This is a genomic window from Arthrobacter arnarulunnguaqae (assembly GCF_051262515.1).
Classification (GTDB): domain Bacteria; phylum Actinomycetota; class Actinomycetes; order Actinomycetales; family Micrococcaceae; genus Arthrobacter_N.
Map to the genome: position 1 here is coordinate 49,402 of NZ_JBIMER010000012.1, position 12,634 is coordinate 62,035.

The following is a 12,634-nucleotide window of genomic DNA, read 5'->3' on the forward strand; positions in this document are numbered from 1 at the left end:
GACCCAGGTAACAAGTGGTTGTGGCGACGCGCCCCGGCGTTCGCGCACGGGCGGCTCCCCGGCCGGAATCCTCGGGAGGAGACCGGCGGGGGAGCCGCCTTGTGGAGCCGATTGTTGTGGAGCGGCCTGGTGCGGCGTGGGGGCCGGCGCTACGGGCGCGTATCGCCGCGCGGCTTGAGGATGAACAGCCCACGCTCCATGCTGCCGACCGCGACCACGTCGTCGAAGTACGGGTAGTTGCTCCAGCTTCCGCCCTCGAACGTGGCGTTGTCGTTCTCCGGGTAGACGTCGAAGTAGCCGACTTCGCTCAGCTCGCCGTCGGCCACATTGCTGGAATCCAAGACGCGCAAACCGGAGGTGTAGTTGGACGCGAAGACCTTGTCCCCCTTGGTGTAGAGGTTGTGGTCGATCGACGCCGTGCCGTTGTCGTGGGTGCCGATCAGCTCGGGGCTTTCGAGGTCGCGGACGTCCCAGATGCGGGTGGAGGTGTTGATGCCGTTGTAGACCTCGTCCAGCTCGTCGCCGTGCAGGAAATAGCCCTGGTCTTCGGTGAGCCAGCCCTGGTGGCTGTAGCCGTCGTTCGGATAGAACGTGCGGGAGAGGGTGACGGGGCTGGCCTTGTCCGTCACGTCGGAGATGGTGACCGTGTTCTCCAGGCCCTCGGCGGTGCGCTCGGCGTTGGAGTTCACGCAGATCTCGCGGTCCGTGTAGCGGGCGTCCGGACCGTCGTACATGACGCACTGGGTGTCGTGGATGTAGCCGGATTCGTCGTAGCAGCCCGCGAAGGCGGGGTTGGCCGGGTCGTTGATGTCAACCATGTGGAGGCCGCCCTCGCAGGTCCCGGAGCCGATCACGTAGGCGAAGCCGGAGTCCTCGTTGATGTTGACGTTGTGCGCCGCTCCGAATGCCGCGTAGTGCGCCGTCTCGCCGAAGACCGCGTCCTCGCCGGTCGTCCCGCGCAACTCCGTCAGGTCGAAGACCTGCAGGCCGTGGTCGGTGTGTTCGGAGACCACGTAGACGTGGTCGTTGGCCACCTTCATGTCCCGCCACACCTGGTTGCCGGCCGTGGAGTGGGTGGGGAGCAGGCCGCGGACCTTGGGACGCATCGGGTCGGTGATGTCCACGAACGCGGTGCCCTCGACGCCGCCCACGATCGCGTATTCCTTGCCGGTCTCGCCGTCCGTCCAGCCCCAGATGTCGTTGACGAAGCTCAGGCCCAGGTCCGCGCGGGTGAGGTGGCTCATCATGTCCACGCCGTCGCAGGGGAACGTTTTGGCGGCCATGCCGTTGATGCAGGGCGCGAAGCTGCCGGGTGCGGAACCCTTCTCGTTGGCCTTGGCCGCGGCGACGTTCTCGAACTCGAACTCCTGGGCGTCCATCGACGGGCTGTGCACGTTGCCCTTGCCGTCGTCGTGCGCCGTTGCCACCGCGCCGCCGGTGCCGACGGCCAATGCCGCGGCCATCACGGCGGCACCTATTAGGCGAGTCTTGCGAACCATGTTGTACCTCCACAGGGGGTGACCGGCCGTCGACTGCGGAGGATAGCTGCGCAGGGTGCGGCCCGTCGGGTGAATTGGATGTCGTGAGCCTACCGACATTTATCACCTTTTGTGAAGCCAGTCACATGAATGCGCGAAAAGATCAGCGCCGTGACGGAACGTGCATAAATTACAGCGCGACGACGGCTATCCCCAGCGCGCCCAGCACCAGAACCGCCGCCGTCGTCCAGGCGGCGGCACCGGCGTCGGCCCGGATTCGGCCCGCGGCGATGCCGCGCGACTGCGCGTCGTAGCGGCGCCGCTGGGTGAGGTAGATGCCCAGCGCGGTGGCCCCGGAGACCGCGATCAGGGCCACCATCCACCATCCGTAGTAGGGCAGCCAGCGGATGAACACCGCGCTGGCGACGAACAGGGCCATCATGGTCCGGCCCCACGCCATGACCGTGCGCTCGGGTTGGAGCCCGGGGTCGTCGTGGAGGCGGGGCCGCGGGGACGGGCGCCGGCGTCGTGCGGGCCGCGCCATCAGTCCAGAGCCACCAGCACGACGACGACGCCGGCCGCCAGCGCCCCGCCGATCCCCAGCAACGGTACGATCAGCGGGAGGGGGAGCGGGCGGCCGTGGCGCATGCTCGCCTCGACGCGGAGCCAGCGGAAGGCCGCGCCCAGGCTGATCAGCATGCCGATGCAGATGATCCCGATCGAGAGTCCCTGGCGCAGGGGGGCGGCGAACAGTTCGGCCGCGAACGCCTCCAGCGCGATGCCGCCGGCGAGGAACGCCAGCGAGGTCCTGATCCAGGCGAGGAAGGTGCGCTCGTTCGCGAGGGTGAAGCGCGGGTCCGGCTCGGCTCCTCCCGGCAGCAACCGGCCCGCCAGCCAGCCGCGTTCGCTGTTCTCCGCCATCGGGTTCCCGCCTCTCGGTGCCGGGCGCCCTGTTCGCGGCACCCGAATCGATGCTACCCGCGGCGCGATGCCACCCGTGCGGCGTGCTGGAATTCACGTGGAGTTAACGCCGTCCACACGTCGGGACGGTGGGGGTTCCTGAAGACTGGGGACACCGGTTCCGGCGGCGCCTCCGGGCGGTCCGGCGGACCACAATCGAAGAGGGGACCGTCCGATGGAAACAGAAACAGGCTTCACCGCGCTGGACGTGGGGGACACCGTCATCGCCAGCGGGTACTCGGTGCCGACCGTGGTCGGGACCGTGCAGCAGATCGACCTCGCCATGGGGGTGCTCTGGGTTCTGGATGCGGGCGGCAACCGCCGGCTGGTCAACGAGGGCGACTACGCCGTGCGGCGCCAGGACGGCGCCCCGTTGTAAAAGGACACGTGGGGCGGTAGATTCCGCAAAAACCGATGAGCAGACGCCCGTGCGCCCAATGGTGAGGAATCCGTCCATGTTGTTGCCGTCCCTCGACGAACTGAAGAACGCCCGCATCCGCCCCGAGGACAAGGGGCTGCCGCAGCGGGCCGTCGGCCTGACGGTGGGCGAGTTCCTGGCCACCGGACCGAAGCTGTCCGAGTTCTGGACGCCGCTGGTGGTGCTGGACGACTCCCGACTCAGGCACAACGTGTCCGTCCTGGCGGACTGGTGCGCCGGGCATGGCTTCGAGCTCATGCCCCACGGAAAGACGACGATGGCGCCGCTGCTCTGGCGCCGGCAGTTGGAGGCGGGCGCCACGGGGATCACCCTGGCGACCATGGGGCAGGTGCGGGCCGCGCGCGGCTTCGGGTTCGATTCGATCATGTTGGCCAACGAACTCGTCTTCCCGGATGCGCTGCGCTATATCGCGGGCGAGCTGGCGGATCCGGATTTCGAGTTCCATTGTTGGGCGGATTCGGTGGCCGGTGTGGAGGCGATGGACGAGGCGCTCGCCGGGGCTCAGGCGCACCGTCCGCTGAACGTGTGCGTGGACCTTGGCTGGGCGGACAACGGGCGCACCGGCGTCCGCACGGTCGCCGAGGCGGTTGCCATCGCTGACCGGATCGAGCGCTCCAGCCATCTGCGGCTGGCCGGCATCGCCGCCTACGAGGGCACCCTGGCGCACGATCGGTCGGCGGAGGGCGTCTCGCGCGTGCGGCGCTACCTGGAATCCGTCGTCGAGTTCCACGGTGCGCTCGCCGGCAGGTTCGGGGACGCGGAGATGCTGGTGACGATCGGCGGGAGCGCGTTCTTCGACGTCGTCGCCGAGATCCTGGCGCCGGCGATGGCCGCGGCGCGGAACACCCGGTGGGTTCTCCGGTCCGGCGCGTACATCACGCACGACGAGGGCTTCTACCAGTCCGTCTCGCCGCTGGACGCGGCCGTCGCCGGACCCGCGGACGCGCTGAGGCCGGCCGCGCGGGGCCTTGCGCGCGTCATCTCCCATCCCGAACCCGGGCTTTCGCTGCTCGACGGCGGCAAGCGCGACTTCCCCTACGACGAGGACCTGCCCGTTCCGCTGGCACGCGCTGGGTCCGGCCCCGCGACGCTCGCGCACAGGACCACACAACTGGCCGATCAGCACACCTTCGTCCGCGGGGCGGAGGACGACCAGCTGGAGGTCGGGACGCTGGTTTGGCTCGGCCTATCCCACCCCTGCACCACCTTCGACAAGTGGCGGATCATCCCGGTCGTGGCCGAGTTCGGCTCGGAGGACGTCGTGGAACTGGTCCAGACGTACTTCTAGGCTCGGCGTTAGATCCCGCGTGGAGGTCCGTCGGACGATGGGCCGTACCCCAAGGGTGGTGGGCCGATTCAGAAGGGCGGCGGGTCGTCGTCCGGGGGAGGCGCCACGCCTTCGGCGTTCACGCGGTGTGCGGTCGCGCGGTGTGTGGATGCCCGAGGGGTTCCGCCGTCCGCCGACAACAACGGCTGGCGTTTCCGCATGGCCCGGATGCGGGGTCGGGAAGGATTCACGTGGCGTGCGGTGCTGCGGCGGGGCTTCGAGGGATCCTGCTCCGGGGTGTGGTCGCTGATGTACAGCTCGGCCATGAGCCAGGGGTAGTCGTCGCCACCAAGTGATTCGTAGGAATCGATGTCCACCTGCCGTTGGGCGTCGATGTATTCCTGGGTGCGCGCGAGTTCGTCGCGCCGGCGCAGTGACGCGAGGGCCTCATCGGCGTCGGCGGACGGCCATTCGAGGTTCTTCTCGGCCCACGCGATCAGCTCGGCGTTCGAGTGCTCGATGGTTTCCGGATCGGGCTGCGAGGCGGGGGCGTCCCAGGGATCCCACGAGTCCTCCGTGGCATCGCGGTGGCCACCGGCATTCGGCTCGTCCCTGCCGACAGGCTCGGTGCCGCGGCGAGGATCGTCTCAGCCCGGTGAGGCCTTCACCGCGGGGTCGGAGGCTTTCGCCAGGTACTCGGCAGCGCCCGTTGGATTTGCCCAAGGGGCCTCGGGTGTGGACTTCCGGGCGGTGTTCCAGAGGGTGGAGACCAACAGGGTCCCGTTCGGGAGTTGCTCCATGGTGAGAATGCCGAGGGATTTAAGGCGGTGACATCGCTTGCATAGCAAGGCAAGGTTATTCAGATCTGTGGTCCCGCCGTGCTGCCATTCGACGGTGTGGTCCGGTTCGCACCAGACTGCGGGCCGGTTGCAGCCCGGCGTGCGGCAGGTATGGTCGCGGTGGGTCAGCGCTCGGCGTTGTGCTGGCGTGGGACGGTAGCGCTCGTGCGCCCAATCGATGATGGCGCCGTCGAACGGATCCGTCAGGATCCGCCACCATGAGGGGGCCTGGGCCAGCAGCATCGCGGCGGATTCCTCGTCGATCGCGCCGAGCCGTTGCGCGGTGGGCACAGCGGCTCCTGGAGGGAGCGGAACGCTGCCGAGGCCGCCTGTACGCTGTCCGCTGGAATGCATACCGCCAGCATTTCGATCGGCAGGCTGGTTGTCGTCATTTTCGTTGCCAGCATTCTGGTTGTCGGCGCGGAGACCGGGCAGTAGGGTTGCCGGAACGGTGATGGTGACATGTGGTTGGACGTTCTCAAGCCCAGAGCCGTCGGGGCCGGCGAGCATGTGGTCACTGAAGACATCGGTGCGCAACTGATCCATGGTGCGGACTTCGGTCGGGTCGTCTCCGTCTTCGGCCGCACCGCCGGCCAGTTCCCGGGCGTTCTTCTTGAGGACTTGAGCCTGGTTGTGCACGCGATCGTAGATGGCCTCCGCCTTCGCCGCTTCCAGCGCGACGGTCAGATAGGCCAGGCCGTCGCCGCCGGGTTCGATGCGGAAGAACCGCCCCTCGAGGGCCTTCTTCGAGCGCTTGGAGAACGATTCCGGATCGTACTGCTCCAGCAGGTATTTTCCCTTGGCGCGTATGGAAGCTGGGTTCCGTCCGTCGGCATACGTCAGGAGCTTGAGCCCGAGTTCGTTGCGGCTTGCCTTGGCGGCACGTTCTTCGGCGGAGACGGCGCGCACCCAGGTCTCGACGGCGGCCTGATCGGACGCATCGGGTGCCGGAATGGCCCGCGGGGTGATGCGGAGTGCCTGATCGGCGATGGCGTCCACATGTGACCCGCCGATGGAACCGGCCGCGAGGGCCTCGAGTACTTCGGGGAGGTCCGTGGCAAGGGTTTCCGCCCGATTGAGGAGCCGTTCGGCGGTCCCGGCCGAGACCGATTGGACTATGGCGATGTGTTCGACCGCAGCCTCGAATCCCATGTGCGTGACGAGGTTCCCGGTGCGGGCGGAGATGGACATGCCGGGATTGGAGTCCAGAACGTCGAGGCGCGGGGGCGCCTTCCGCTGGGCATCGTCGTGTAGGCGGATCATGGCCTCATGCGTTCGGGCTTCGGCAAAGCGGCGGAGTTGCTCGGCCTGCTCGAACTTGGTTCCCGCATTCCTGGTGCGCGCGTCAGGGTCGGGGGTGAGGATCCACCCGCCAACCCTGATCGAATCTTCGTTCGCGTCCATGTATAAACTCTAGAACTTGATACCGACAATTTGGCGGGGATCCAGATATTGGGGACAACTTCCCGTGCTCGCGCGAGGCTGGCTCCCTGGGGAGGGTTGGTGTGCGTCGCCCACGCCCCGCCAAAGCGGTCGGACGCCCTCGGCCAAGGCGACCCAGCGCCGCGGGCCCGCCGCGATATCGCGGCGGGCCAACGGCGTCGAACGTTGGTTATTTGATGGTGGCGAGGTCCCGGTCGCGTCCCTCGGGTGCGAGCATCACGGCGACCGCGCAGACAGCCAGCACGCCAACCCAGAGGCCGCCGAGGGCGATCGTGCCCGCCGTCGCAGCCATGATGCCGGCCGCGATCATCGGCGTGAAACCGGCGCCGATCGTCGAGGACGCCTGGTAGGCGATCGACGAGCCGGTGTAGCGAACGCGGGTCGGGAACATCTCGGCGATGAAGGCGGCGAGCGGGCCGAACATGAAGCCTTGGATGGCCTGTCCCAGGATGACCGTCGTGGCGTACCCGGAGACGGTGCCGGTGCCCACCAGATGCAGGATCGGGAAGGCCGCGGCCATGCCGGCGACCATGCCCGCCAGGAGGATCTTCTTGCGGCCGTACCTGTCGCACAGCCGCGCGCTGACGATGGTGGCGCCGAGCATCGCGACGGCGGCCAGGGCCTTGGCGTTGAGCACGCCGGTCTTGTCCGCGCCGTGGGACACGGCCTCGCTGACGGCCCAGACGGTGACCATGCCGGCCATGGTGAACTGCGCGACGCCGGCCAAGGTGCCGAGGGCGAGCTGGCGCGGGTGGCGGCCAAACACCTCGAGGATCGGCAGGCGGCGCTTTTCAGCCTCGTGGTCCAGTTTCTGGAACAGCGGGCTCTCGGAGATCTTGAGCCGGATCACCAGGGCGATGGCCACAAGCACTGCGCTGATCAGGAAGGGGATCCGCCAACCCCAGGCGAGGAACTGCTCGTCCGGCAGCAGCGTGGCCGCGGACATGGCCAGGGTGGCCAGGGCCGCGCCGGCGGGAGCTCACATGTTGGCGAAGCCGGCCGCGAAGCCGCGCTTGCCGCCCGGGGCCTGCTCGAGGGCGATGAGCATGATCGCTCGGGAATGCCAAGGTGCGTGCGCTGCGCGACTTCGCGACGTCGGAACTGGGGTGAGAGCGTGGCGCCGATGCAGCGCGCGGCGCCGGACGCGTAGGCACGGGTTGAGGTTCGCGCCGGAGGGGCACCACGGAGGCAATCGGACGACGGTAGCGTCGGCACCCATGGACCGCGCGGGCTTGGACGATGCCCGGCGGGGTCGATGGTGCCGCCTTGGAATCAGCCCCCAGGCAGTTGCATCCAGCCGTCCCTCTCAGGAGGACATTCGGGTGCGCGCGGAAGGGGGCTGGCGCATTTGGAGCCCGTGGGGTTGGCCCTCTTCGAACGCCTGGGCGAATCGCATGAAGGCCTGCGTCAGGTGCTGACGCATGGCCTCTTCGGCCTGTCCCGCATCGCAGTCCCTGATGGCCTCCCAGACTGCGCGGTGCTCTGCGTGGGTGATCTCGCCGCCGATGTCCGCCGGGTAGAGCCTGAACATGTGCAAATGGCAGTGCGTTTGGGCGTAGGCACCTTGGACCACGCGGTTGCCCGTGGCCGAGAGGATCAGGTCGTGGAACCGCGCGTCGTGTCCGACGAGGCCGCTGCGGATGTCCGCTACGTCACCGACATGCGCCTCGAACTCGTCGAGTTCCCTCGCCAACCTGCGCGCCGGGTTGTCCAGGCGATCGACGGCGACGGATCGCGCCGCCCATGGTTCAACCAGCAGCCGGAACTCGAATAGCTCGCGGAGTCCGGCAAGATCCAGGAGTGCCGTGGTGCTGTAACCGCGGCCAGACGTGGCCACCACGAGGTTGTCCCCCTGCAACCTGTGGAGGGCTTCGCGCACCGGTGTCGGGGAGACCCCAAGACTCCGGGAAACGGCTTCGATGTTCACCCGCGTCCCCGGCGGTATCCGGTTGGCGAGGATCTGCGCGCGCAGCTCCTCGTACACCTCGCCGGTCGACAGCTTCGCCCGAGCGGTGGCCCGTTCCTCATCCACGTGTACCCCTTTGTTCCACGGTCCTGAACCTGAACTCTACGAGAGTGCGGGCCTCCGTGTGGCGGAAATGACCCCGAGGGATTGATTTCCAAACCCTCTTGCAATGCTCCAAGAATCATATAGGGTTTTCATCAATCCTATATTCAATGTAACGAAGGGCACATTTTGTCGCAGCAGACCTACCCCACCGCGGACCTGATCCGCTTTGCGTCCGAAGTGCTCCAGCGCGTCGACGTTCCCGCCCGGGACGCGGACCTCACCGCAACGTCACTCGTCGAGGCGGACGTGCGCGGCGTCAGTTCCCACGGGCTTCTGCGCCTGTCCCTCTATGTGGCGGCCATCGAGCAGGGTGGCATCAATCCCCACCCGAGGATTCGCATGGTCGGCGACACGGGGTCGGCGGCACTGCTTGACGCCGACGGCGCCTTGGGGCAAGTCGCGATGCAGGCCGCTGTCGATTACGCCATATCGAACACCACCGACCGGGGCTTGAGTGCCGTGGCCGTACAGGGCAGCAGCCACTACGGAGCCGGCGCCTTCTGGACCGACCAGCTGGCCGCCGAGGGGATGGTCGCCATCCTCACGTCCACAACGGGACCGATCGTTGCCCCGTACGGTGGCATCGAGAAGATCTTCGGCACCAACCCGCTGACGATCGCGGCACCCAGCTCGGACACGCATCCGCTGACAGCGGACCTGGCCACCAGCACCGGCGCCTACGGGAAGATCATCGCCGCACGGAACGAGGGAACCCCGATCCCCGAGGGCTGGGCCGTGGGCCCGGACGGCGAGCCGACGACCGACCCCAACGCCGCGATGGCCGGAGCCCTGATTCCCTTCGGCGGGCACAAGGGATCGGCGGTCTCGGCGCTGCTGGAGGCCGTGTCGGCCTCGCTCGGCACCGGAACCTACGCCCACGAAACCGAGGACATCTGGTCCAACCCGGCCTCCAGGATGAACACCGGACACCTGCTCATCGCGCTCGACACCGGCGCCTTCGCAGGCAGGAAACACACGGAGGGACGGGTCGCACAGCTGCAGGAGCGCATCCGCTCGGCCGGTGCCCACGGCGCCGAAGTGCTGGCGCCAGGCGATCCCGAACACCTGCGTGCTGAGGGGAACCGGCACGACGTCGCCCTCGCCGCGTCCACCTCCGGCCTGCTGGACGCGCTCGCCGAACGGCTCGGGGCACGAGCCCCCGGGCGCAGCGCCGCGCACACCGCATAGACCCACGACCACACACCAACGCACCCAACGAAGTTCGAAGGAGAACACCGTGAACAACCCACAGAACGCCAAGTCGCCATCCGCCAAGTACGTCTCCACCGCCGTCAAGCTGTCCGTGGCCGCAACGGCCGCGCTGATGCTCGCCAGCTGCGGCGTCGGCGGACCCGTGGACACCGACGCCGCACAGGCCGGCAACAGTGACGACAAGGTCCTGCGCCTTGCGCACGTCTACGAGGCGGCGCACCCTGTCGAGAGCTGCGGTGTCAAAACCATCAAGGAGGAGCTTGACGGAAGCGGAATCACCGTCGAGAGCTACCCGGCAGCGCAGCTGGGCAGCGAGGCCGAGTCGCTGGAGCAGGTGGCTTCCGGCGGGCTCGACATGGCCGTCGCCGGCCCCTCGTTCCTCGGTGTGTGGCACGAACCGGCGGCCGTCCTCGACGGCGCTTACCTCTTCGAGGACGTCGACCACTTCGTGGAGACCATCGAGGGCCCCCTCATGCAGGGCGTCTACGACGACATGGAGGCCGACGCCGGCATCAAGGTTCTCGCTGGTTGGTACTACGGCACGCGCCACGTCACCGCCAACAAGGAAATCAACGGCCCCGAGGACATGGCCGGCATCAAGATCCGGACGCCCGACGCGCCGCTGTACCTGACCAACACGAAGATCATGGGCGGAACGGCGACGCCGATGGCCCTCGACGAGGTCTACCTGGCGCTCCAGCAGGGCGTCATCGACGCGCAGGAGAACCCGATTCCGACGATCAACACCGCCAAGTTCCACGAGGTCCAGGAATACATCAACCTGACCGGCCACATGATCCAGGGCGTCAACGTCGTCACCGGGTCCGCCCTCTTCGAGTCCCTCGACGAGGGCCAGCGCACCGCCCTGGAGGGTGCCATGGAGGCGGCCGCGGTGAGCGTGCGGGAGTGCGTCGAAACGCAGGAGAAGGATGTGCTCGAGGAGTGGAAGTCCGGCGACGGCATCAAGGTCAACGAGGACGTGGACCGCGAGGAGTTCGCCAAGCGTGCCGGCGAGATGCTGCCGTCCGAGGTTTCCTGGGGTGACCTCTACAAGGAAATCCAGGCCGCCAAGTGATCCCACAGCACCCCGACGAGCCGGACTTCCTGGAGTCCAAGAGCCGGCTGATCCGCCACCTGGTCAACATTGAACGCGTGGCCGCCTCGGGATTCCTGGTGGCGACACTGGTCCTCGTGCTCGTCCAGGTGGCCAGCCGCTATCTCTTCAACGCGCCGTTCACCTGGACCGAGGAGCTCGCCCGCTTCGCGCTCGTGTGGCTGACCTTCATCTCGGCCGGCTTCGTGATGGCGCGGCGGCTGCACGTCACGGTCGACCTCGTGGCGGCGAAGCTCGGCAAACGAGGAGCCATCGTGATGGACTCCTTCGCCATGCTGGTGGTGCTGGCCGTCTCGGGGGCCATGGCCTGGGCGGGAACGCTGTTCGCGGTGGGGGCCGCCAGGCTCAACGCCCCGGCGACGGACCTGCCCATGAGCCTGGTGTACGCGGCCGCCGCGCTCGGGTTCGCCCTGATCTTCCTGCACGGCCTGCTGAACACCTACGTCAACGCCAGGCATCCGGACCAAGTCCCGGGTGCCATGGAAAACCTCGAAAAAGAAGCCTTCTAAGGGGGACCGCTATGACACTGACACTTATGCTTGTCGGCCTCCTGCTTCTGCTCGCGCTGCGGGTGCCGGTGGCGATCGCCCTGCTGGTTCCCTCGCTTGTGTACGTCATCATGGATCCGACTGCTTCGCTCGGCATTGCCGTGCAGCAGACGACGTCGGGGGTCAACAGCTTCGCGATCCTCGCGGTTCCGCTGTTCATCCTGCTCGGAAACGTCGCCAACATCTCGGGCGTCTCCGACCGGCTGTACACGACGGCGGTGGCCTTCCTCGGCCACATCCGCGGCAGTCTCGGCTACGTCAACATCGCCACGAGCTTCGGCTTTTCGTGGATGAGTGGGGCCGCGATCGCCGACGCCGCGGCCATGGGCAAGATCCAGGTGCCGGCGATGAGGAAGCGCGGCTACAGCGATGAGTTCAGCCTCGGCATCACGGGCGCCTCCTCCCTCATCGCCCCAATGATCCCGCCGAGCATCCCGGCCATCATCTACGCGGTCACCGCTGGGGTCTCGGTCGGCGCACTTTTCATGGCCGGCATTATCCCCGCGCTGGTCCTCATCCTCTGCCTCGTCGGCATGGTCTGGTGGCTGACACGGAAGCAGCACCACCTCAAGATGGACAAGTCATCGTGGGGCGAACGCGGGCGTTCCCTGATCGGCGCTCTGCCGGCCTTCGGCGCCGGCGTCGTCGTCCTCGGCGGAATCCTCAGTGGGATCTTCACCCCCACCGAGGCCTCGGGCATCGGCGTCCTCTACATCTTCATTCTGGCCCTCATCTACGGGTCGCTGACCTGGCGGAAGACCTACCGGATCCTTCTCGGCTCCGTGGAAACCTCCGGCTCCGTGCTGCTCATCGTCGCCGCAGCCGCGCTGTTCGGATGGGTTCTGGCCCGCGAGCAGGCGCCGCAATTGGCCGCCGACTTCATCCTGAACTTCACCAACCACCCAATCGTCTTCCTCATCCTGGTCAACGTGCTGCTGCTGATCATCGGCACCGTGCTGGAACCGACGGCGGCCATCCTCATCCTCGTGCCCGTCCTGGGGCCCGTGGCGGAGACTTTCGGCCTCAGCCCGGTCCACTTCGGCGTCGTCGTTATCTTCAACCTCCTCATTGGGCTGCTGACCCCACCGGTCGGACTGGTGTTGTTCGTGCTCTCGAGCGTGACCAACATCCCGGTTCCGACCGTGATCAAGGGCGTGCTTCCCTTCTTCATCCCCATGCTCGTGACGCTGCTCGTCATCACCTTCGTCCCGGCGCTCAGCCTTTGGTTGCCGTCGCTGCTCGGCTTCGTCTAACCACCACAAA

At 67.5% G+C, this 12,634-nt stretch carries 13 protein-coding genes; 6 read left to right on the forward strand and 7 right to left on the reverse strand.

Annotated features, from left to right (window positions below):
* Positions 1–149: 149 nt before the first annotated feature.
* The 3 genes from ACHAAJ_RS11510 to ACHAAJ_RS11520 form a co-directional block, all read right to left on the reverse strand.
* Positions 150–1,499, reverse strand: a complete 1,350-nt coding sequence (locus ACHAAJ_RS11510) for a choice-of-anchor B family protein (protein ID WP_435728283.1) — start codon at positions 1,497–1,499, stop codon at positions 150–152.
* Positions 1,500–1,668: 169 nt separating this feature from the next.
* Positions 1,669–2,022, reverse strand: coding sequence for a DUF202 domain-containing protein (locus tag ACHAAJ_RS11515; protein ID WP_435728284.1), 354 nt, complete (start codon positions 2,020–2,022; stop codon positions 1,669–1,671).
* Positions 2,022–2,399, reverse strand: a complete 378-nt coding sequence (locus ACHAAJ_RS11520) for a YidH family protein (protein WP_435728285.1) — start codon at positions 2,397–2,399, stop codon at positions 2,022–2,024. The genes ACHAAJ_RS11515 and ACHAAJ_RS11520 overlap by 1 nt, the downstream gene beginning before the upstream one ends.
* A gap of 214 nt (positions 2,400–2,613) precedes the next feature.
* Between ACHAAJ_RS11520 and ACHAAJ_RS11525 the strand changes: the two genes are divergently transcribed.
* Positions 2,614–2,817 carry a hypothetical protein gene (locus ACHAAJ_RS11525; RefSeq protein WP_435728286.1) on the forward strand — a complete coding sequence of 68 codons (204 nt, stop codon included), beginning with the start codon at positions 2,614–2,616 and terminating at the stop codon, positions 2,815–2,817.
* 76 nt (positions 2,818–2,893) lie between these two features.
* Positions 2,894–4,165 carry an alanine racemase gene (locus tag ACHAAJ_RS11530; protein WP_435728287.1) on the forward strand — a complete coding sequence of 424 codons (1,272 nt, stop codon included), beginning with the start codon at positions 2,894–2,896 and terminating at the stop codon, positions 4,163–4,165.
* Positions 4,166–4,233: 68 nt separating this feature from the next.
* Here the strand turns inward: ACHAAJ_RS11530 and ACHAAJ_RS11535 are convergent, their stop codons facing one another.
* The 4 genes from ACHAAJ_RS11535 to ACHAAJ_RS11550 all read right to left on the reverse strand — a co-directional run bounded on the left by ACHAAJ_RS11535 (position 4,234) and on the right by ACHAAJ_RS11550 (position 8,458).
* Positions 4,234–4,521 (reverse strand): hypothetical protein, encoded by a 288-nt coding sequence (locus tag ACHAAJ_RS11535; RefSeq protein WP_435728288.1) that lies wholly within the window; start codon positions 4,519–4,521, stop codon positions 4,234–4,236.
* 270 nt (positions 4,522–4,791) lie between these two features.
* On the reverse strand, positions 4,792–6,387 hold the full coding sequence (locus ACHAAJ_RS11540; RefSeq protein ID WP_435728289.1) for an HNH endonuclease signature motif containing protein: 1,596 nt from the start codon (positions 6,385–6,387) through the stop codon (positions 4,792–4,794).
* Between the two features lie 208 nt (positions 6,388–6,595).
* A complete protein-coding gene (locus ACHAAJ_RS11545; RefSeq protein ID WP_435728319.1) occupies positions 6,596–7,387 on the reverse strand; it encodes an MFS transporter in 792 nt (263 codons plus the stop codon).
* Between the two features lie 345 nt (positions 7,388–7,732).
* Complete coding sequence (locus tag ACHAAJ_RS11550; protein ID WP_435728290.1) at positions 7,733–8,458, reverse strand: GntR family transcriptional regulator; 726 nt, start codon at positions 8,456–8,458, stop codon at positions 7,733–7,735.
* Between the two features lie 165 nt (positions 8,459–8,623).
* Here ACHAAJ_RS11550 and ACHAAJ_RS11555 point away from each other — a divergent pair, with 165 nt between their 5' ends.
* From ACHAAJ_RS11555 to ACHAAJ_RS11570, 4 genes are read left to right on the forward strand one after another with little or no spacing between them, the layout of a single operon-like run.
* Complete coding sequence (locus ACHAAJ_RS11555; protein WP_435728291.1) at positions 8,624–9,685, forward strand: Ldh family oxidoreductase; 1,062 nt, start codon at positions 8,624–8,626, stop codon at positions 9,683–9,685.
* A gap of 49 nt (positions 9,686–9,734) precedes the next feature.
* The gene (locus tag ACHAAJ_RS11560) at positions 9,735–10,784 is read left to right on the forward strand and encodes a sialic acid TRAP transporter substrate-binding protein SiaP (RefSeq protein ID WP_435728292.1); all 1,050 of its coding nucleotides are present in this window, start codon (positions 9,735–9,737) and stop codon (positions 10,782–10,784) included.
* On the forward strand, positions 10,781–11,332 hold the full coding sequence (locus ACHAAJ_RS11565) for a TRAP transporter small permease (protein WP_435728293.1): 552 nt from the start codon (positions 10,781–10,783) through the stop codon (positions 11,330–11,332). The genes ACHAAJ_RS11560 and ACHAAJ_RS11565 overlap by 4 nt, the downstream gene beginning before the upstream one ends.
* An 11-nt stretch (positions 11,333–11,343) precedes the next feature.
* Positions 11,344–12,624 carry a TRAP transporter large permease gene (locus tag ACHAAJ_RS11570; RefSeq protein WP_435728294.1) on the forward strand — a complete coding sequence of 427 codons (1,281 nt, stop codon included), beginning with the start codon at positions 11,344–11,346 and terminating at the stop codon, positions 12,622–12,624.
* Positions 12,625–12,634 lie beyond the last annotated feature (10 nt).

Bases quoted from the DNA above. Each gene is read 5' to 3' on its own strand.
- ACHAAJ_RS11520 (WP_435728285.1), bottom strand. From the start codon at position 2,399: ATGGCGGAGAACAGCGAACGCGGCTGGCTGGCGGGCCGGTTGCTGCCG.
- ACHAAJ_RS11515 (WP_435728284.1), bottom strand. From the start codon at position 2,022: ATGGCGCGGCCCGCACGACGCCGGCGCCCGTCCCCGCGGCCCCGCCTC.
- ACHAAJ_RS11530 (WP_435728287.1), top strand. From the start codon at position 2,894: ATGTTGTTGCCGTCCCTCGACGAACTGAAGAACGCCCGCATCCGCCCC.
- ACHAAJ_RS11510 (WP_435728283.1), bottom strand. From the start codon at position 1,499: ATGGTTCGCAAGACTCGCCTAATAGGTGCCGCCGTGATGGCCGCGGCA.
- ACHAAJ_RS11525 (WP_435728286.1), top strand. From the start codon at position 2,614: ATGGAAACAGAAACAGGCTTCACCGCGCTGGACGTGGGGGACACCGTC.
- ACHAAJ_RS11570 (WP_435728294.1), top strand. From the start codon at position 11,344: ATGACACTGACACTTATGCTTGTCGGCCTCCTGCTTCTGCTCGCGCTG.
- ACHAAJ_RS11540 (WP_435728289.1), bottom strand. From the start codon at position 6,387: ATGGACGCGAACGAAGATTCGATCAGGGTTGGCGGGTGGATCCTCACC.